The 19967-nt window shown below is 64.6% G+C and carries 17 protein-coding genes; 13 read left to right on the forward strand and 4 right to left on the reverse strand.

Going from position 1 to position 19967, the window contains the following annotated elements; all coding sequences use genetic code 11:
- Positions 1 to 151: 151 nt before the first annotated feature.
- The 5 genes from murJ (at position 152) to GPL20_RS37695 (ending at position 6819) form a co-directional block, all read left to right on the forward strand.
- On the forward strand, positions 152 to 1678 hold the full coding sequence (gene murJ / locus GPL20_RS37675) for a murein biosynthesis integral membrane protein MurJ (RefSeq protein WP_157337662.1): 1527 nt from the start codon (positions 152 to 154) through the stop codon (positions 1676 to 1678).
- A 274-nt stretch (positions 1679 to 1952) separates the two neighbouring features.
- The gene (locus GPL20_RS37680) at positions 1953 to 2219 is read left to right on the forward strand and encodes a DUF1127 domain-containing protein (protein WP_157337664.1); all 267 of its coding nucleotides are present in this window, start codon (positions 1953 to 1955) and stop codon (positions 2217 to 2219) included.
- 161 nt (positions 2220 to 2380) lie between these two features.
- Complete coding sequence (locus GPL20_RS37685) at positions 2381 to 4690, forward strand: xanthine dehydrogenase family protein molybdopterin-binding subunit (protein WP_157337666.1); 2310 nt, start codon at positions 2381 to 2383, stop codon at positions 4688 to 4690.
- Between the two features lie 99 nt (positions 4691 to 4789).
- On the forward strand, positions 4790 to 5239 hold the full coding sequence (locus GPL20_RS37690; RefSeq protein ID WP_157337668.1) for a cytochrome c: 450 nt from the start codon (positions 4790 to 4792) through the stop codon (positions 5237 to 5239).
- Positions 5240 to 5535: 296 nt separating this feature from the next.
- A complete protein-coding gene (locus tag GPL20_RS37695; RefSeq protein WP_157337670.1) occupies positions 5536 to 6819 on the forward strand; it encodes a cystathionine gamma-synthase family protein in 1284 nt (427 codons plus the stop codon).
- Between the two features lie 257 nt (positions 6820 to 7076).
- Here GPL20_RS37695 and GPL20_RS37700 read toward each other — a convergent pair whose 3' ends face one another.
- Entirely contained in the window at positions 7077 to 7496 is a 420-nt protein-coding gene (locus GPL20_RS37700) for a CHRD domain-containing protein (protein ID WP_157337672.1), read from the reverse strand.
- Between the two features lie 156 nt (positions 7497 to 7652).
- Between GPL20_RS37700 and GPL20_RS37705 the strand changes: the two genes are divergently transcribed.
- Positions 7653 to 8576, forward strand: coding sequence for a c-type cytochrome (locus GPL20_RS37705; protein WP_157337674.1), 924 nt, complete (start codon positions 7653 to 7655; stop codon positions 8574 to 8576).
- Here the strand turns inward: GPL20_RS37705 and GPL20_RS37710 are convergent, their stop codons facing one another.
- Both GPL20_RS37710 and GPL20_RS37715 read right to left on the reverse strand, forming a co-directional pair.
- Positions 8577 to 8822 carry an Lrp/AsnC ligand binding domain-containing protein gene (locus GPL20_RS37710; protein ID WP_157337676.1) on the reverse strand — a complete coding sequence of 82 codons (246 nt, stop codon included), beginning with the start codon at positions 8820 to 8822 and terminating at the stop codon, positions 8577 to 8579.
- A gap of 218 nt (positions 8823 to 9040) precedes the next feature.
- Complete coding sequence (locus GPL20_RS37715; protein WP_157337678.1) at positions 9041 to 11023, reverse strand: PAS domain S-box protein; 1983 nt, start codon at positions 11021 to 11023, stop codon at positions 9041 to 9043.
- 254 nt (positions 11024 to 11277) lie between these two features.
- Between GPL20_RS37715 and thiD the strand changes: the two genes are divergently transcribed.
- The 4 genes from thiD to GPL20_RS37735 all read left to right on the forward strand — a co-directional run bounded on the left by thiD (position 11278) and on the right by GPL20_RS37735 (position 15263).
- Positions 11278 to 12078, forward strand: coding sequence for a bifunctional hydroxymethylpyrimidine kinase/phosphomethylpyrimidine kinase (gene thiD / locus GPL20_RS37720; RefSeq protein ID WP_157337681.1), 801 nt, complete (start codon positions 11278 to 11280; stop codon positions 12076 to 12078).
- Positions 12079 to 12297: 219 nt separating this feature from the next.
- Entirely contained in the window at positions 12298 to 13110 is an 813-nt protein-coding gene (locus GPL20_RS37725) for a UDP-2,3-diacylglucosamine diphosphatase (protein WP_157337683.1), read from the forward strand.
- Complete coding sequence (locus tag GPL20_RS37730) at positions 13110 to 14153, forward strand: glycosyltransferase family 4 protein (protein WP_157337685.1); 1044 nt, start codon at positions 13110 to 13112, stop codon at positions 14151 to 14153. Before GPL20_RS37725 ends, GPL20_RS37730 begins: the two co-directional genes overlap by 1 nt.
- A 126-nt stretch (positions 14154 to 14279) precedes the next feature.
- Positions 14280 to 15263: a threonine/serine dehydratase family protein gene (locus tag GPL20_RS37735; protein WP_157337687.1), complete on the forward strand. Its 984-nt coding sequence runs from the start codon at positions 14280 to 14282 to the stop codon at positions 15261 to 15263.
- A 203-nt stretch (positions 15264 to 15466) separates the two neighbouring features.
- Here the strand turns inward: GPL20_RS37735 and GPL20_RS37740 are convergent, their stop codons facing one another.
- Positions 15467 to 17251 (reverse strand): caspase family protein, encoded by a 1785-nt coding sequence (locus GPL20_RS37740; protein ID WP_157337689.1) that lies wholly within the window; start codon positions 17249 to 17251, stop codon positions 15467 to 15469.
- Positions 17252 to 17656: 405 nt separating this feature from the next.
- On the opposite strand from GPL20_RS37740, the gene GPL20_RS37745 reads away from it, so the two are divergent.
- The 3 genes from GPL20_RS37745 (at position 17657) to GPL20_RS37755 (ending at position 19782) form a co-directional block, all read left to right on the forward strand.
- Positions 17657 to 17914: a hypothetical protein gene (locus GPL20_RS37745; RefSeq protein WP_246251285.1), complete on the forward strand. Its 258-nt coding sequence runs from the start codon at positions 17657 to 17659 to the stop codon at positions 17912 to 17914.
- A gap of 92 nt (positions 17915 to 18006) precedes the next feature.
- Positions 18007 to 19233 carry an acyltransferase family protein gene (locus GPL20_RS37750; RefSeq protein ID WP_246251286.1) on the forward strand — a complete coding sequence of 409 codons (1227 nt, stop codon included), beginning with the start codon at positions 18007 to 18009 and terminating at the stop codon, positions 19231 to 19233.
- Between the two features lie 108 nt (positions 19234 to 19341).
- The gene (locus GPL20_RS37755; RefSeq protein WP_157337692.1) at positions 19342 to 19782 is read left to right on the forward strand and encodes an RbsD/FucU family protein; all 441 of its coding nucleotides are present in this window, start codon (positions 19342 to 19344) and stop codon (positions 19780 to 19782) included.
- Positions 19783 to 19967 lie beyond the last annotated feature (185 nt).

The raw sequence follows: 19967 nt of genomic DNA on the forward strand, positions 1-19967 counted from the left end.
CGCCGAAGGCGCGGGTGAGGGCTTTCTCCTCTTGGGGGTTCTCGCTTGCGGAGAAACCCTCTCCCCAACCCTCCCCCGCAAGCGGGGGAGGGGGCGGACCTCCGGCGCGCTAGCACCTAGACCTAATCTTGCCATGCTCTAAAACAGACGCATGCTCGGACGCATCTTCACGGTTGGCGGATATACGCTGCTCTCGCGGCTGACGGGATTTGCCCGCGACATCATGCTCGCGGCAATCCTCGGCGCTGGCCCCGTGGCCGACGCCTTTTTCGTGGCGCTCCGCCTGCCCAATCATTTTCGCGCGATCTTTGCCGAGGGCGCCTTCAACGCCGCCTGGGTGCCGGCCTATGCGCACGTTCATGGCGAGCGCGGGGAGGGGGCGGCAAAACTGTTTGCCGACCGCATCTTCACGCTGCTGCTGGCCTCGCAAGTTCTGCTGCTGGTCGTCGCCTGGCTGTTCATGCCGCAGGCCATGAGCTTACTTGCGCCCGGCTTCAGCGAGGATGCCGAGCAGCGCAAGCTCGCGATCGAGCTGACCCGGATCACCTTTCCCTATCTGCTGCTGATTACGCTGGTGACGCTCTACGGCGGCATGCTCAATGTGATGCAGCGCTTTGCCAGCGCCGCGGCCGCGTCGATCTTCCTCAACGTTTCCATGATGATGACGCTGGCGCTCGCCGCCTGGTTTCCCGGCGCGGGCCATGCGGCGGCCTGGGGCGTTCTGATCTCGGGTTTCCTGCAATATTTCCTGCTCGCGGGCGATCTGGCGCGCCATGGCGGCCTGCCGCGCTTTGCTCCGCCCAGGCTCGACGAAGACGTCCGCGGATTCTTCAAGGCGCTCGGGCCGGCGACGCTGGGCTCGATGGGCACGCAGGTGGCGATGTTCGCCGACACCATCATCGCGACCTTCCTGCCCGCGGGCGCGCTGTCGGCGCTCTATTACGCGGATCGGCTGTATCAGCTGCCGATCGGCGTCATCGGCATCGCCATCGGCACGGTGCTGCTGCCGGAGATGTCGCGCCGAATCACGGCCAGCGATCATGACGGTGCGATGAAGTCGCAGCGCCGTGCGTTCGATTTCACGCTGCTGTTCTCGGTGCCGTTCGTCGCCGCCTTCCTGACCGTGCCCGACGCGATCATGCGTGCGCTGTTTGCCCATGGTGCCTTCTCCAGGGCTGACGCGGCGGCCGCCGGCGCAACGCTCGCGGCCTATGCTATTGCCTTGATCCCGGCCGTGCTGATCCGCAGCGCGGTCGCGACATTCTATGCGCGCAAGGATACCGCGACCCCGGTCCGCGCCTCGCTGACGGGGATCGCCGTCAATGTCGCGCTGAAGTTCGCGTTGATGGGGACGCTCGCCCAGATCGGCCTTGCGCTCGCGACCGCCGTCGGGATCTGGACCAATCTCTTGCTGGTGCTGTTCTTCGCCGTGCGGCGCGGCTTTCTCGTGCCGGACCGCGCCTGGCTGTTGTCGCTCGCCAAATTCCTGCTGACGGGGATCATCCTGGCCGTCGCCTTCTGGCTGATCGCGCGCTTTGGCGGCGCCTATCTTGCCTCGGTGCGCTTCCACGACGAATTGACGCTGGCCCTGTTGGCCGTCGGGGGCACAATCGTCTACGCGCTCGCGATTCTCGTATTGTTCGGCCGCCGCTGGCTGGTCTCGCTGGTGCGCGGCTAGGGCAAGGCGACGGCTAAGGCGAGGTTCTCGCCTTCAGGATGTGGCCGAGCTCCGTACATCTCTTGATTTTGCGCGGTTCCTCCGCTATGAACGCCTCATGATCAAATCGTCGCGCCAAGTCAACCTCAACCACATGACCCGCTTTGGCTGGGCCGTGGGAGGAGTCGTGCGCTAGGATTTCGACGACGACATCTTTTCCACCAGGCCCCGCCGGCATCGGACGGGGCCTTTTCTTTGGCCACGCTCCCTGCCGGCACGACAGCAGGAGCGTTCGATGCCACCACAACTGACAACCATCACATCGGAAACGAAGGGCAATGCCGCGAGGCGCGGCCTCGACTTCTCCATCGTCTTGAGCCTGCTCAAGCGGTCTTGGCGTGCGCTTCAGACGCAGCGCCAGCGCACCTTGCAGGACCTGAATGACAGGGAGCTGATGGATATCGGCCTGACGCGCGGCGAGGTCGATTCCATCGCGCCCGAACGTGCGATCGAGAGGCTGAGAGATCGCACGACGAATCTCTGGATCCAACGTGGGATGTAACTCGTTGAGGAGGCGGTGGGCTGCCGCTTCGCGGCATATCGTTCAAGGCGCCCGCTCCTGGCGGGCTCCTGCGGCTGGTCTGCCCCTGCTAAACCCGTTTGCCTTGCCACTTTTTCCACGGCAATATGCCGGCAAAACAACCATGAGAACGGGAAAACAAAATGGCGGCTCCCATCAAGTTCGGCGTTGGCCAAAGCGTGCTGCGCAAGGAGGATGACGCGCTCATCCGCGGCAAGGGCCGCTATACCGACGATTACGCGCCGCAGGCTGCTCTGCGCTGCCTGATGCTGCGCTCGCCGCATGCCCATGCCAAATACACCATCGATGTGAGCCGTGCCCGCGGGCTCCCCGGCGTCGCGCTGATCCTGACCGCCGATGACGTCAAGGATCTCGGCAATCTGCCCTGCCTGTTCAACCTCGAGACCGACCCCTTCACCGGCCCGCCTTATCCGATCCTGGCCAAGGACGAAGTGCGCCATGTTGGCGATGCCGTCGCCTTCGTCGTCGCCGAGACCATCGACCAGGCCCGCGACGCGATCGAGGCGATCGACGTCAAATGGAGCCCGCTGCCGGCGGTGACCGGCGTCGTCAACGCCGTCAAGAATGGCGCGCCGCAGGTCTGGCCCGACAAGGCCGGCAATGTGCTGTTCGACGTCTCGATCGGCGACAAGGCCGCGACGGAGGCCGCCTTTGCCAAGGCGCATGCGGTCGCCGAGATCTCCATCGTCAATCCACGCGTGGTCGCGAACTTCATGGAGACGCGTGCGGCGGTCTGCGAGTACGACGCCAAGCGCGACCATCTGACGCTGACGGTCGGCAGCCAGGGCAGCCACCGCCTGCGCGACATCCTCTGCCAGAACGTCCTCAATATCCCCACAGACAAGATGCGCGTGATCTGCCCCGACGTCGGCGGCGGCTTCGGCACAAAACTGTTTCCGTACCGGGAATACGCCCTGATGGCGGTCGCGGCGCGAAAACTGAAGAAGGCGGTGAAATGGGCGGCCGATCGCTCCGAGCATTTCATGGGCGACGCGCAGGGCCGCGACAACGTCACCACCGCGAAGATGGCGCTGGCCGAGGACGGCAAGTTCCTCGCGATGGATTGCGACCTGATGGGCGACATGGGCGCCTATCTGTCGACCTTCGGGCCCTACATCCCCCATGGCGGCGCCGGCATGCTGCCGGGTCTCTATGACATCCAGGCCTTCCATTGCCGGGTGCGCACCATCTTCACCCACAGCGTGCCGGTCGACGCCTATCGCGGCGCCGGCCGGCCCGAGGCGGCCTACGTCATCGAACGCCTTGTGGACGCCTGCGCGCGAAAACTCGACATGACGCCGGACGCCATCCGCCGCAAGAATTTCATCCCGCCGAAAGCGCTGCCGTACAAGACCGCGACCGGCAAGGTCTACGATTCCGGTGACTTCGCCGCGCATCTGAAGCGCGCGATGGAGATCGCCGAGTGGAAGGAGTTTCCCAAGCGTGCCAAGGCGGCCAAGAAGCAGGGGCTGATCCGCGGCATTGGTCTTGCGAGCTATGTCGAGATTTGCGGCGTGATGGGTGAGGAGACGGCCAATGTCCGCCTCGATCCCGGTGGCGACGTCACCGTCCTGATCGGCACGCAATCAAGCGGGCAGGGCCATCAGACCGCCTATGCGCAGATCGTCGCCGAGCAGTTCGGCCTGCCGCCGGAGCGCGTGCATATCCGCCAGGGCGACACCGACGAGATCGCGACGGGCCTCGGCACCGGCGGCTCGGCCTCGATTCCCACGGGCGGCGTCTGCGTGGAGCGCGCTGCGGGCGAGCTGGGCAAGAAGCTGAAGGAGTTCGCGGCGCAGGCGCTCGAAGCGAGTGCGGGCGACCTCGAGATCACCGACGGCGTGATCCGGATCGCCGGCACCGACCGCTCGATCTCCTTCGCCGATCTTGCCAAGCGCCCCGGCGCCGATCCGTCGAAGCTGAACGGCAGCGCGACCTTCGCCAGCGCCGACGGCACCTATCCCAACGGCACGCATCTGGCGGAGGTCGAGATCGATCCGGCCACCGGCATCATCAAGATCGTCAACTATGTGATCGTCGATGATTTCGGCAAGACCCTCAATCCGCTGCTGCTGGCGGGCCAGGTGCATGGCGGCGCCATGCAGGGCATCGGCCAGGCGCTGATGGAGCAAGTGGTCTACGGCGCGGGCGATGGCCAGCTCATCACCGCCACCTTCATGGACTATGCGCTGCCGCGGGCGGCCGACGGGCCGTCCTTCGTGTTCGAGACCAGCAATGTTCCCTGCAAGACCAACCCGCTGGGGGTGAAGGGGGCAGGCGAGGCCGGCGCGATCGGCTCCTGCCCGGCCATCGTCAACGCCATCGTCGATGGGCTCTGGCGCGAATACAAGATCGACCACATCGACATGCCGGCAACGCCGGAGCGGGTGTGGATCGCGATCAACGAGCATCACCGGCGCCACAGCCTCTGAACGGTGATCTTTCCCGCGGGCGGGAATAAACGCCCGCCGCGGGGTTCTATCCATCGATGGCCAATCCCCAAGACCTCTGCGAGCCGGAGACCCCAGCCAATGAAACGAACGATGATTGTCGCGAGCACCCTGCTTCTGGGTGCGGGCGCCGTGATGGCGCAGCAGGAGATTGCCGTTCAGCAGGACAAGCTGATGCGTTCGCAGGCCAAGAGCCTCTACACCGTCATCCAGAAGATGACGAAGGGCGACATTCCCTACAACCAGAAGCAAGTCGACGAGGCCATTGCCAATCTGGAGGCGGACGTCGCCAAGATCGCGAAGACCTTCGAAGTCAATCCCAAGCAGGACGTGGTCGACGCCACCTACGGTTCGTCGCCAAAGGTGTGGCAGCAGAAGGCCGATTTCGATTCCAAGATCCCGCCCGTGCAGAAGGCGATTGCCGAGGTCAAGGGCAAGATCAAGGACGTGGCGAGTCTCAAGGCGGCCTACACCTCGATCAATGACCGCTGCAGTGATTGCCACGAGACGTATCGGTTGAAGCTGAAGTAACGGGCTCGAGGTTCATAGGTTCGTAGCCCGGATGAGCGTAGCGACATCCGGGACCAGCGCCCCCCGCATGTCGCTGCGCTCATGCGGGCTACGGTGCCTACGGCCGACGCGCCAGCCAGTAGAAGCGGATAGGTCTGTCCCGGATTGCTCCATCCAGCGCCGCCGTGAATTCTGTTCGCATGGCCTGACGGATCGCTGTCAAAGAGGTTATCCTTGGTCGAGCCGCCGCGGCGGTGGTGCCTCACGAGGTTCGGAGTTCCAACGCCCGGCGCGGATCTCAAACAGCGAGACAGGCCATGGCAAAACCGTTTCCATCGAAGACCCATATCGGCAACCATATGCTGCATCCGGAAACGCTGATGCTGACCTATGGCTACGATCCGCAGCTGTCGGAAGGTGCCATCAAGCCACCGGTATTCCTGACCTCGACCTTCGTGTTCAAGACGGCCGAGGATGGCCAGGATTTCTTCGATTTCGTCGCCGGCCGGCGCGAGCCGCCGGAAGGCATGGGCGCGGGCCTCGTCTATTCGCGGTTCAATCATCCCAACAGCGAAATCGTCGAGGACAGGCTCGCGGTCTATGAGCGCACCGAAAGCTGTGCGCTGTTCTCGTCCGGCATGGCGGCCATCGCGACGACGATCCTCGCTTTCGTCCGCCCCGGCGACGTCATTCTGCACTCCCAACCGCTCTATGGCGGGACGGAAACGCTGCTGACGAACACGCTTGCGCGCCTGTCGATCGGCGCGGTCGGCTTTGCCGATGGCGTCGATGAAGGCGCGGTCGGCCAGGCCGCGGAAGAGGCCATGCGCAAGGGCCGGGTTTCGATGATTCTGATCGAAACCCCGGCCAACCCGACCAACGGGCTGGTCGACATCGCGATGATGCGCCGTACAGCCGAGGCCATCGGTAAGGCGCAGGGACACACGCCGATCGTCGCCTGCGACAATACGCTGCTCGGACCGGTGTTCCAGCGGCCGATCGAGCATGGCGCGGATCTCTCGCTGTACTCGCTGACCAAATATGTCGGCGGTCATTCCGACCTGATCGCGGGCGCCGCGCTCGGCTCGAAGGCGATCATGAAGGGCATCAAGGCGCTGCGCGGCGCCATCGGCACCCAGCTCGATCCGCACTCCTGCTGGATGATCAACCGGTCGCTCGAGACGCTGAGCCTTCGGATGGAGAAGGCCGACGGCAACGCGCGCGTCGTGGCGGATTATCTGCGCGATCACGACAAGGTGGCGAAGGTGCACTATCTCGGCCATCACGATGAGGCGTCTGCGGCGGGACGCGTGTTCGCGCGGCAGTGTCTCGGCGCGGGCTCCACGTTCTCGTTCGACATCGCAGGCGGCAAGGACGCGGCGGTCAAATTCCTCAACGCGCTGCAAATCTTCAAGCTCGCGGTGAGCCTCGGCGGAACGGAATCGCTCGCCAGCCTGCCGGCGACGATGACCCATTCCGGCGTTCCCGCCGACATCCGCCACAAAATCGGCGTTCTCGATTCGACGATCCGGCTGTCGATCGGCATCGAGAACCCGTCGGACCTGATCGCGGATCTCACCCAGGCGCTGAGTGCGGCCTAAAGCGCGATGAGATGAGGATGAATCATCATCGCGCTTTAGGTTGTTGTTTGAGCATGATCTCCGCGCAAACGCGTTCCGCGTTTGTCGCGAGGGAAAACCGCTTCGCACTTTTCCGGATCATGCTCTAGCGCGGCAACGTGTCGCCGCAACGGCGGCCAAGGCGGTTTGGTCGTGCGGCATGCCTGGCGCCAAGAATCGAAAAGGCCGGACGCTCCCTCCGAGCGTCCGGCCTTTGCCGTTGAAGCCGCGTTGCGGCCTTACTTCATCACCTGACCGCGGATCTCGCCGCCCGGATTGGCGGCCGTGTGGATGTTGATGTAGTACTTGCCGGCGAGGAGATCGGCAGCCTGTGCGTCGGTCAGCGTCGCCGAGCCTTCGACCGGGCTCGATGCGATATTGGCGATCGGGACCGCGACGCCGGCGTTCTTGCCGGCCTCGGCGGGACCGTGGAAATGGCCGGCGGTGGCGGGGCCGGAGAGACCCGAATAGGTGAGCTTCCAGGAGAGCTTCTTGCTGGCGGCGTCGTAATCCAGATCGGCCGTTCCGGTGCCGCTGCTTGTGACGGCGGGCACTTCGGACTTGGCGTCCAGCGTCGCCTTCAGCTTTTCAGCGCTGGCGGGGCCGGCGAATGCGACGGCGGCTCCGAGAGCCAGCGTGGCGAAAAGAGCTTTGTTCATGGATCTCTCCCTGTTGACGCCTGATTGCTGTCACCCCTGCAAACAGTGCGCGTCCGACTTTATTCCCACGGTCCGGTCAAGCCATCTAAATTATTCGTGGCTGGAGCGGGGGCGGAATGATCCGTAAGGTCGCCGCGGTCCCGACGGAATAACTCGATGCTGCGACGAACGATCCTTGCTGTCCTGATCGCCGCGGTTGCGGCTTCTGGCGTCTATTGGTGGCTGAGCCTGCCGGCCGCGCTGGCACTCACGGCGGCAACGCGCGCGCCTGATCTCGCCAACGGGAAGGAGATGTTCAATGCCGGCGGCTGCTCGTCCTGTCACGCCGTGCCCAACCAGGGCGATCGCTTGCGGCTCGGTGGCGGCCTGGCGCTCGCCTCGCCGTTCGGCACGTTCTACGTCCCCAACATCTCGCCCGATCCCAATGACGGCATCGGGCGCTGGAGCGAGAGCGATTTCGTCAACGCGGTGATGCGGGGCATCGCGCCCGACGGCACGCACTATTTCCCGGCGTTCCCCTACACGTCGTACCATCTTGCGAAGGTCGACGATGTCCGCGACCTCTTCGCCTATCTGAGGACGCTGCCTGCCGTGCAGGGCAGGTCGCGCGATCACGACATTCCGTTTCCCTTCAACATCCGCCGCAATATCGGCATCTGGAAATTGCTGTTCATGGGCACCGGGTCGTTTGTGCCGGACCCATCGCGCTCGGCGCAATGGAATCGGGGTGCCTATCTGGTCAACGCTTTCGGCCATTGCGCCGAATGTCACAGCCCGCGCAATTCCCTCGGCGGCATCATCCGCGGCGAGCGCTTCGCCGGCGGGCCCAATCCGGACGGCGAGGGCTGGGTGCCGAACATCACGCAGAAGGGCATCGGCACATGGAGCGAGAAGGACATCGCCGATTTTCTCGAGACCGGCGACATGCCCGAGGGCGACAGCGCCTCCGGCGCGATGCGCCCCGTGATCAAGAATCTGGCGCAGCTGACGGCGGAAGATCGCGCCGCGATGGCCGCTTATCTGAAGTCGCTGCCGCCGGTGGACGGGCCGACGCCGCCCAAGCGCAAGGAAGGAAGCTAGCTAGCCCGTCCCGAACGCCTTGAACGTGATGATGGTACGGGTGTCCTGGATGCCGGGCAGCACCTGCACCTTCTCGTTCACGAAGTGGCCGATGTCGGTCTCCTTGTCGACGTAGAACTTCACCAACAGGTCGTAGTCGCCGGCGGTGGAATAGATTTCGGAAGCGATCTCGGCTTCGGCGAGCGCATTCGCGACCGTATAGGACTGGCCGAGCTTGCATTTGATCTGGACGAAAAAGGGTACCATCGCGGTCACTCCGAAAGCATATCTGGCCGGCTAGAGCATCATCGGTTCTGATGGAATCAGAACCGATGCTCTAGATTCTTGTATTGACGCGTTTTCTTCACGCGAACCGGTGTCCACTTCGCTCGAAAACGCTCTAATAGGCCAAAACCGGCCGGGCTTGGCAAGCGAACTTGCTGGAGCGCCGGAAACGCCGCCGGGGCGCGCAGACGAGGGCCGTCCTACGAGGTCACCGCCACCGCGGCGAATGCGTCCCTGATGCGCCGGGCGAGCTCGACCTTGCGATAGGGCTTGGTCAGAACCACCGATTGCGCATGCGCGCGGCCCTGTTCGACCAGGGTCTCCAGCGCGTAGCCCGAGGTGAACAGGACCGGCAGACCGGGGCGCAGCCGCCGGGCCTGTTCGGCGAGCTCCCAGCCGCTCATGCCGCCAGGCATCACGATGTCGGTGAACAACATGTCGATGCTGGGATCGGTGCGCAGCACTTGCAGGGCCTCCTTGCCGTTGACGGCGGCGACCACGCGATAGCCGAGCGCCTCCACCCTGCGAATGGCCGAGGAGCGGACGAACGGGTCGTCTTCCGCGATCAGGATCGTCTCGTAGCCGCGCGGCGCCGCCTCCTCGCTCTCCAGCGCGTCGGCGAGGGACCGGCCGGCGTCGGCGCGCGGCAGGTAGATCCGGACCGTCGTCCCGAGGCCTTGCTCGCTGTAGATCGAGACGTGGCCATCGGACTGCTTGGCGAAGCCATAGACCATGCTGAGGCCGAGGCCCGAGCCCTTGCCGACTTCCTTGGTGGTGAAGAACGGCTCGAAGGCGCGTTCGATGACGTCGGGCGTCATGCCTTCGCCGTCATCGGTGACGGAGATCAGGGCATAGCTGCCGGAGGTCACCTCCGGGTGAAGCGCGCGATATTCCTCGTCGATGGTCGCGAGCTCCGTGCTCAGCGTCAGGTGCCCCCCGGCCGGCATGGCGTCCTGCGCGTTGAGCGCGAGGTTGAGCACCGCGGATTCGAGCTGGGTGCGGTCGGCAAAGGCCTGGATCTTGCCGGCCCCGGAGGCGGTCCTGATCTCGATGTCTTCACGCAGGGTGCGCTTGAGCAGCTTGAGCATGGAATCGAGCAGGCCGCGGCAATCGATCGGTTGCGGCTGGAGCAGCTGGCGGCGGCTGAACGCGAGCAGCCGCTGCGTCAGCTCCGCGCCGCGCTCGCCCGACTGGCAGATGTCGTCGGCAAAGCGCTGCAGGTCGGGCCGCGCCTTGAGCTGCTCGCTGAGGTGCTCGGCGTTGCCGATCATGACGGTCAACAGGTTGTTGAAGTCATGGGCGATGCCGCCGGAGAGCTGGCCGACGGTCTCCATCTTCTGCGCCTGCTGGAGCTGCTGCTCGGTCAGCTTGCGCGCGCTCAGGTCGTGGACGATGCCGACGAAGATCAATTCGCCGTCCTGCCGCGCCTGGCCCACCGACAGATTCATCGGAAAGGCGGATCCATCCTTGCGCAGGCCGACGGCCTCGCCGCCGGTCGCAAATCGTGTCGCGTTGCTGTCGGGCGCGGTGCTCGCCTCGCCGGGCATCAGCATCCCGACGTTCCGGTTGATCACCTCGTCGACGCGGTAGCCGAACAGGCGCTCGCAGGCCGGGTTGAACAGCAGGATCCGGTTCTGCGCATCGAACAGGATGACGCCGTCGACCGCGGTCTCGACGACGGCGGTGAGGCGTATCACGCTCTCGCGCATTGCGCGCTGGGCATCTTCGACCTGCCGCAGCAGCAGCGTGGCGTCCCGCATCTTGATCTCCTCCTCCTCGAGCGCGGCCTGGACCTGCCGCAGCTCGAACGGCGAGGGGATGGTCAGGATCTTTGGCAGCAGCGGCCAGAGCGCGGCGGCCGTGAACACGGATGCAACCGCCGTCGCCGCCTTGACCAAGCCCTCGATGCCATAGGCCGGGACCCAGAGCGTGTAGATCGACAGCACATGGGTCAGGCCGCACGCCATGATGAAGATCGCGAACGCCCAATAGACCCAGCCGAACTTGAGGTCACGCCTTTTGATGACGAGGATCGCAAGGGCAAACGGGATCGAGAAATACGCCGCCGCAATGCAGGCGTCCGCGACGACATGCAGCCAGATCAGCTCGGGCTCCCACAACAGGCAGATGCCGTGCGGCGAAAACATCGACGAGTCGAGCAGACGTTCGAAATAGGCCCACATAGTTCCACCCCGGGGAGACGTGCACGATTGGCATCGCTTGACGGTTCCACCACCTAACGTCGCACTCATCGGTGTAGTCGCCAAGGGCACGCCATCAAGGCTATGACGCGGCTCGATTTTTCAAGCCCGCACGATTGCGGGGGCCATGCCGCGCCGAATTGTGACCGGCGTGATTCGCGGCCCGCTTGCCGCTGTTCCATGGTCGCGCTAGGACAGGCCATGATGGAGCCCGTAGCAAGCAGGTGGATCCCGCGATGACGACGCCCGTGGCGCTCACCATCGCCGGCTCCGATTCCAGCGGCGGCGCCGGCATCCAGGCGGACCTGAAGACCTTTGCCGCGCTCGGCGTCTATGGCGCCTCCGCCATCACGGCGCTGACGGCACAGAACACGCGCGGCGTCACCGGCATTCACGCCGTGCCGGCCGAGTTCGTCACCGCGCAGATCGACGCCGTGTTTTCCGATCTCGATGTCGGCGCGGTGAAGATCGGCATGGTGGCACAGGCTTTGAGCATCGATGCGATCGCGGCCGCGCTGTCGCGCTGGGCGCCGCGGCACGTCGTGCTCGATCCCGTGATGGTCGCGACCTCCGGCGACCGCCTGCTCGCCGCCGAGGCCGTCGACGCCCTGCGCACCAGGCTGATGCCGCTGGCGTCGATGCTCACGCCGAACCTGCCCGAAGCGGCGGCGCTCCTCGACGAGCCGGTCGCGGCAAGCGAGGCCGAGATCGAAAGCCAGGGGCGCCGCCTGCTGGCGCTCGGCTGCCGCGCGGTCCTGATCAAGGGCGGGCACGGCGAGGGCGCCGAGAGCATCGACTATCTCGTCGATTCGGAGAAAACGATCCCGCTTGCCGCCCCGCGCATCGCCACCCAGAACACCCATGGCACCGGCTGCTCGCTGTCCTCGGCCGTCGCGGCGGGCCTTGCGAAGGGCGAGGACCTCACGAGTGCCGTGCGCAACGCCAAGGCCTGGATCAGCGCCGCGATCGCTGCCGCCGACCGCTTCAGCGTCGGTCACGGCCACGGGCCGATCCATCATTTCCACAAATTTTACTGACGCGGACCTCGCGCGGCGCGACGGCTTCCGCCGTTAACCAATGGGGTGATGGGGTTCCGGACTTTTGCGGGCAACCATTGCCGCTTCATGTCGCCTGATTGTCGCATGCGACTGATATTCGCGGGGAGGGCGAGGCAAGGTTTGATTCGTATTCGAGGGTGCCTCAAGGGTTCAATTGGTCATCCCCCTGTCACGGGACATTGTTACAGGCTGGCGCGCATGGGAAGTTACGATGTGAGTGACGAGAGCCCGGAGCGGCGCTTTCGCACGTTGTTCATCTCCGACGTTCATCTCGGAGCCCGCGGTTCTCAAGCCGACCTTCTGCTCGATTTCCTGCGTTATCATGATGCCGATACCATTTACCTCGTCGGCGACATCGTCGACGGCTGGGCGCTGAAGTCGAGCTGGCACTGGCCGCAATCGCATAACGATCTCGTCCAGAAGCTGCTGCGCAAGGCGCGCAAGGGCGCCAAGGTCATCTACATTCCCGGCAATCACGACGAGTTCCTGCGCAACTATTACGGCACACATTTCGGCGGCATCGACGTCGTCGAGAACACCGTCCACACCGGCGTGGACGGCAAGCGCTATCTCGTCATCCACGGCGACATCTTCGATCTCGTGGTACAGAACGCGCGCTGGCTCGCCCATCTCGGCGACAAGGCCTACGACTTCGCCATCCAGATGAACCGCTTTGTCAACTTCTTCCGGCGCATGTTCGGCGTGCCCTATTGGTCGCTGTCGCAATGGGCCAAGCAGAAGGTCAAGAACGCCGTCAACTATATCGGCGCGTTCGAGCAGGCCCTCGCCGCCGAGGCACGGCGCCACGAGGCCGACGGCGTGATCTGCGGCCACATCCACTATGCCGTGATCCGCGACGAGGCCGGTATCCGCTACATGAATTGCGGCGACTGGGTCGAGAGTTGCACGGCGCTGGTCGAGCACGACGACGGCCATTTCGAGATCATCACCTGGGCGGACCAGTTGCGGAAGGCGGTGCCCGTCCCGCAGGTCGCGGCGCGGGCTGCCTGATGCGCATCCTGGTCGCGACCGACGCCTGGCACCCGCAAGTCAACGGTGTGGTTCGGACGCTGACCAAGCTCGCTGACGCCGCCAAGGGGCTCGGCGTCGAGTTCACGTTCCTCACTCCGCAATCGTTCCGAACCTTCGCGATGCCGAGCTATCGCGACGTACGCCTCGCGATGCCGCGCCCGGCGCGAATCGCAAGGCTGATCGAGGAGGCGCGCCCCGACAGCATCCACATCGCGACGGAGGGGCCGATCGGCCTGATGGTCCGCCGCTACTGCCGCCAGCGCAAGCTGCCGTTCACGACCAGCTTCCACACCCGCTTTCCCGAATATGTCCGCGCCCGCGTGCCGGTTCCCGGCTCCCTGATCTGGCGGGCGCTGCGTCGTTTCCACAGCCCGAGTAGCGCCGTGATGGCGGCGACCCCGGCGCTCGCCCAGGAGCTCGGCGAGCGTGGCTTCGACAATGTCGTATTGTGGCCGCGTGGCGTCGATACCGGGCTGTTCCATCCCCGCAGCATCGATCTCTGCCTGCCGGGGCCGGTGTTCCTGTCGGTCGGCCGCGTCGCGGTGGAAAAGAATCTCGAGGCCTTCCTCGACCTCGACCTGCCCGGCACCAAGGTCGTCGTCGGCGACGGCCCTGCGCGCGTCTCGCTGCAAGAAGCCTATCCGGACGCGATCTTTCTCGGCGAGAAGCATGGCGAGGCGCTGGCGGAGATCTACGCCGCGGCCGACGTCTTCGTGTTTCCGAGCAAGACCGACACGTTCGGCCTGGTTCTCCTGGAAGCGCTCGCGAGCGGCCTGCCGGTTGCGGCCTTTCCAGTCAAGGGACCCCGCGACGTGATCGGCGATGCGCCGGTCGGCGCGCTCGATCACGATCTGCGCAGCGCCTGCTTTGCTGCACTCGATATCTCCCGCCAGGACTGCGTCGAGTTCGCCGCCAATTACACCTGGGAGGCCTCGGCACGGGCCTTTGTCGCCAGCATCCAGGCGGTCGGCGCGGTGTTGCCGGGCCGGAACGGGGCGGAGCCGGAACGCTTCGTCGCCTGACGGGGTAGCATCTTGTTTTGACGCGTTTTCTTGACGCGAACCGGTACCCACTTCGCTCGAAAACGCTTCTGGATCCTCGCGCGGAGGTGTCTTGCCCGCGGCTCAATGGCCGCGATAGGATCAGGCATGACCGAACAGCTCCTTCCGGTCGGCCCTGCCGACATCGATGCCGCGGCGCGCGTGATCGCGCCCTTCGCCATCCGCACCCCGCTGTTGTCGTTTCCGGTGCTCAACGAGCGTGTCGGTGCAAAAGTGTTCCTCAAGCCGGAGATGCTCCAGCGCACCGGCTCGTTCAAGTTCCGCGGCGCCTTCAACAAGGTGTTCTCGATCCCGCAGGACAAGCGCGCCGGCGGTGTGGTCGCGTTCTCCTCCGGCAATCACGCCCAGGGCGTGGCCGCGGCGGCCAAGATCCTCGACATGCATGCGACCATCGTGATGCCTGCGGATGCGCCACTGTCCAAGCGCGAGCGCACCAAATCCTATGGCGCCGAGGTCGTGCTGTATGATCGCGACCGCGACGACCGCGAGGCGATCTCGCGCGGCATCGCCGAGAAGCGCGGCGCGACGCTGGTGAAGCCCTATGACGATCCCTACGTGATCGCGGGGCAGGGCACCGCCGGCCGCGAGATCGCGGAGGACATGGCCACACTCGGTCTTGCGCCCGATATCGTGGTGGCGCCGGCCTCCGGCGGCGGCCTGATCGCGGGTGTGGCGACGGCCGTGAAGGCGCGTTATCCGCTAGCCGAGATCGTGGTGGCCGAGCCGGAAGCGTTCGACGATCACGGCATCTCGCTGACCGCAGGCCACCGCGAGCCGCATCCGCCCGCCGGCCGCACCATCTGCGATGCGCTGATGGCCCTGATGCCCGGCGAGATGACGTTCGCGATCAACAGCAAGCTGCTCGCGCGCGGCGTGACGGCATCGGACGCCGAAGTCGGCGCCGCCGTTGCCTTTGCCTATCGCGAGCTGAAGCTCGTGGTCGAGCCCGGCGGCGCCGTGGGACTTGCCGCGCTGCTGGCGGGACGCCTCGACGTCGCCGGCAAGAACGTCGTCATCGTGCTCTCCGGCGGCAATGTCGATGCCGACCTGTTCGCCGAGCTGGTGGCTTAGGCGTCATTCCGGGGCGCGCGCGAGCGCGAACTATGGTGCGCAATTGCGCACCTGAGAATCCATTTCCCCGCCGACTCTGCCGCACAATGGATTCCGGGCCTGCGCCTCTCGGCGCATCCCGGAATGGCGGTGTTCAAGAGCTGACACGAAGAAGGGCGGAGCGTTTCCGCTCCGCCCCTTTGTCGTTGTGTGGTTGTCCGCGATCAGTGCATGAAGCCGCTGCGACGGTTGTTGCCGCCACCGTTCATGCTCGGCGCCTGGTTCATCGACTGGCGGAAGTTGTTGCTGCTGTTGACCACGCGGGTCGGCATCGTGTTGAGCTGCGGACGGTTGTTCTGCTGGCTGTTCTGGACCTGCACCTTGTTCACCGGCTTGTTGTTGAGCTTCACGATGCCGGTGTTGCCGTTGTTGACGCGGATCGGGTGGTTCTGAACGTTGACGGGCTTCGTCTCGACAGTCGAGCCGCCCTTGCCGACGTTCACCGGCATGCTCACGATCTTGCCGGGATTGCCGTTGGCGTTGCCGCCGTTCGGCGTGGTGTTGGTCGCGGGCAGCGTCACGATCTTGCCGATGCCGCCCTTGGGGTTGGTGGTGTTGGTCGGCGCGGGCAGGGTGACGATCTTGCCCGGGGTCTGCGACGGCGTGCCGTTCGGCTGGTTCGGCTGTTTGTTGCCGAGCTTGCCGATGACATTGCCATCGACCGGCTTCTGCATGACCGGCAGGTTGCCGCCCATCTGCGCACCGCCATTGCCCTGCTGTAGCAGCGGCATGTACTTCGATTGGCCGAGATTGCCGAACTTCAGCGTCGGCGTGATGGTCTGCGGGGCCAGGAACTTCGTCGGCTGCAGCAGGGGGATCAGCTTCGGCTGCGCGGCGAGCTTCAGCGCCACTTGCGCATAGGGGCTGCTCTTGTAGCCATCATAGAAGGTCTGGTAGCCGAGCGGCGAGTTGACGAGCACCGCCTTGTGCCAGGCCTGCGAGAGCAGGAGATTGTTGAGCAGCCAGCGGACGTGGTCGCACAGCGGATCGTGCGGGTACATCCGGATGAACTCCTGATAATACTCCGGCCGTCCCTCGGACACGACGTAGTCATAGGCTTGGCGCGTCGAGCGGCTCGGCAGGTTGGAGGCCATCTGCACCACCGGCGCATTCACCGGCGCGCGGCTTGCGGCAACGGCGGTGTCGCCGAAGAAGGTGAAGTCGGACGTCAGCGACGAGCTTTCCCATGGGATCTGCGCGCCGCTGGTGGTCTGGTTCACCTGGAGGCGCACGCGCTTGAACAACTGCTCGATCGGCACGTTGGGCTCGCGCGCGACGTTCAGGAAGGCCTGCGTATACGGGCTGTGGCCGCCGGTGCCGGCGAGCGCCTCGGCGCCCGGCGCGGTCGAGTAGCCGACGATCGAGCCGTTCGGCGCATCGACGATGGCAAGGCCGCGGCCAGCGTCGTTGACCTGAGGGAAGGGGTTGTTGCGGCAGGCATCGAGGATGACGATCCGCATGCGGCTCGGGATCGTCTCCAGCGTCGACATCACGTCGACGAGGCGCACCGAGTTGCTGACGAGCTCGGTCGGGCTCGACACCTTGGCATCGACGGGAACGAGATAGTTCTCGCCGGCGAGCTGCACGCCATGACCGGCATAGTAGACCATCGCCACGGTGTTCGGGCCGCGCGCGGACACTTTTGCGGAAAAGTCCTGCACCACGCGCAGCATGTCGTTCTGGCCAAGGTCGGTGGCGGCGACCACCTCGAAGCCGGCCGAGTTCAGGAACTGGGCCATCGACTGGGCGTCATTGTCGGGATTTTGCAGCTGCGGCGCGTTCTGGTAGTTCGAATTGCCGATCACCAGCGCGACCCGCTGCTCCGGGCCTTGCAGCGCGGTCGGGGCCGGCGCGACGGGGGCGACCTGCGCGGAAACGGGCCCGCAGGCGAAGCCGAACAGGCTTCCCAGAAGGCCTGCTGTCATCAGGAAAGGCTTCAGGCGGAACATGGCGTGCTCCTTTGGCACTCATCTCGATGCGAGATTGGTTGCGCCCAACCTAAGGCGCGTTCGAGCCGGGGAGCGTGATGCCGCGCACTCAGCCATCCAGCGTGATCCAGGTCACGGCCGGGTGCCCGTCCTGGTTAAGGAATTGCTGACCGGACAGGTTTCGGCGGCACGGTTTAGGCCGGACTTTGATCGCGCGGCCGCTCCGAGTTTTGGTGTGATGCCGGCCGCGGAACCTCGCACCGCGATTTGGACGACCATCGCCCGGACAACCGCCTGTCGATCGCCGGACGATGCCGCGAGTCCTATGCCTGTCCGTTGCCCTCGCGCTATTGCTGTCCTCATCGCCGCGCTGGCGGATCCCTCTCGTAAACGTCCGAAGCCGGTGCGGCGCATGACTACGGCTTCTTGCCCGGCTATCGTCAGCCGCTAAGCAACGGCCTGCCGCTCTACGAACGCAAGGGCGCGATGCTACGTCTCGCGCACGAAAACCGGCACCCTTGGTACGTTGACCATGTTCCCCACAATCACCGCTGGCACGGCGGCGGGCACTATTTCGACCGGCCCGGCTTCGGCACCGGCTGCTACAACGGCGGCAGTCTTAGTACCTGCCGGTCGCAAACCCCGATCGGAGCGGCGGCCCAGATCCGCTATGGATTGACGTGACCAGGGGGAGGGGTGGTATTCAGGCGCAATGGGCGCTCTATCTGTGGCATCTAAGGATCGTGCCGCCAAGAAGCGATGGTCGAGTGGATATTATGCACGGCAAACCGGGGGATGACCGCCATTGGCAACGTGGTGCGAGCGATCGAATCCTGCCGGAAGTCGAGGTGCTACGTGCGATTGCGATCCTGTTTGTTCTGATTGCACACAATCGTACGGCGCTGTGGTGGCGCGTGCCAACATTCGAGAACTACCTGAACTTCTCCTTTGGTGTTGATCTGTTCTTTTGCGTATCCGGATTCGTCATCACGCGTGCATTCTATCGGGATTTCGTTCTCGCCGCGGGTAAGGGGGGGCTGGCCTATTGGCGTGTCGTCACCGATTTCTGGATACGCCGCGCCTTCCGCATCATGCCTTTGGCCTGGTTGTGGCTGCTCATTCCGATCGTCATGTCGGTCGTCTACAACAGATCCGGGGCCTACTTTACCCTGCTCGGCAATATCGGCGATTTTCTTTCCGCCGCCCTCAACGTCTATAATTTTCACTACGCGCATTGTACGACGTCGCCGAACCTCTGGTGCGGCTCCTCAGGCGTCTACTGGTCCCTCAGTCTGGAAGAGCAGTTTTATCTGGCCTTTCCGCTGCTCGTTCTGCTTCCGCGTCGCGCCATGGTACTTGCGCTTGCCGCGGTCATCCTCTGGACAGCGACGCGAGAGCTGACATCTCTGGCCTGGATGACCCGCTTCGACGCGATTTCGCTCGGCGTGCTGATCGCACTATTCAAGCAGAGCGCCGCTGACGTGGCCTTCACCCCGCGCTTCCTAGAGAACCGTTTTGCGAGATGGCCACTTCTTGTCATCCTGCTGCTTGCGCTGGCCGCCGCGGGCGGCGGCCCTGGCCTGGTCACGTTCTACCCGTTGGTCACAACGCTGGTCTGCGGCGTCTTGGTCTATATTACGTCCTTCAACAGTGGATACCTGCTCGCGCCCGGATTGCTGAGGTCAATTCTGGTCTGGATCGGGACAAGGTCGTTCGGGCTGTACCTCATGCACAACCCCGTGATTGCCTTTGTGCGTGAGACCTGGGAACGGTCCCATCCTGGAGAGGTGCCGACAGGGGTGATGAGGGCCGTGATCATCCTTGCCGTTGTCGGGCTGCTCGCGTTGCTCAGCGATCTATCACTGCGATATTTCGAGCTGCCGCTGCGACGGTATGGCAAGAAAATCGTAGATCGGCGTAATGCCGTGTCTGCTTTGAATGCCGGCGATTTGGCGGATGCCGATAGCGACTCGGCTCTTGGGGCGCGTGTAGCCATTCGTTGACGTGGCGGGCGACCTCGGCCTGGCGGGCTTTCATCTGAATCACGCTTGGAACATGCTATGGTTGACGGCCGGTTGCCGGCGAACGAAATGTTCGGGGATAGAGCCAACATGCTGAAATCGATCGATCCAATCCTCACGCCCGACCTGCTCTGGCTGCTCGCCGCGATGGGCCATGGCGACGACCTCGTCTTCGTCGATGCCAATCACCCGTCCGCCCGCATCGCCGCGGCAACGTCCTCACAGCGCCTGATCCACTTGCCGGGCATGAGCATGGAGACGGCCATCCGCGCCATCATGTCGGTCTACCCGCTTGACGATTTCGATCCCGATCCGGTGCGCGTGATGATCCCGGTCGACGATGCCGACCGCGTCCCCGAAGTGCAGCGCGCGGTGCTGGCGGAGATCGAACGCGCCGCGGGCCGTCCGGTCAGTCCCGGCAAGCTCTCGCGCCCCGATTTTTACCGCGCGGCAGCGGCGGGCTTCGGCGTCGTGCAGGTTGGCGATAACAGGGGCTATGGATGCTTCCTGATCCGCAAGGGCGTGATCTAAAGCATGATCCGGAAAAGTGCGCAGCGGTTTTCCGAAAAGATCATGCTCAAACAACAACCTAAAGCGTGATGGCATTAAGTTCGATAGCCTGAATTTTTGAGGTAGTTGGCGCACTCCTCGGAGGTGAAGGCATCGAGTGCGTGGCCGATTGCGGCGCAGACGGCGTCGACGGTTCGTGCGGCAGC

Source organism: Bradyrhizobium cajani (genome assembly GCF_009759665.1).
GTDB lineage: Bacteria > Pseudomonadota > Alphaproteobacteria > Rhizobiales > Xanthobacteraceae > Bradyrhizobium > Bradyrhizobium cajani.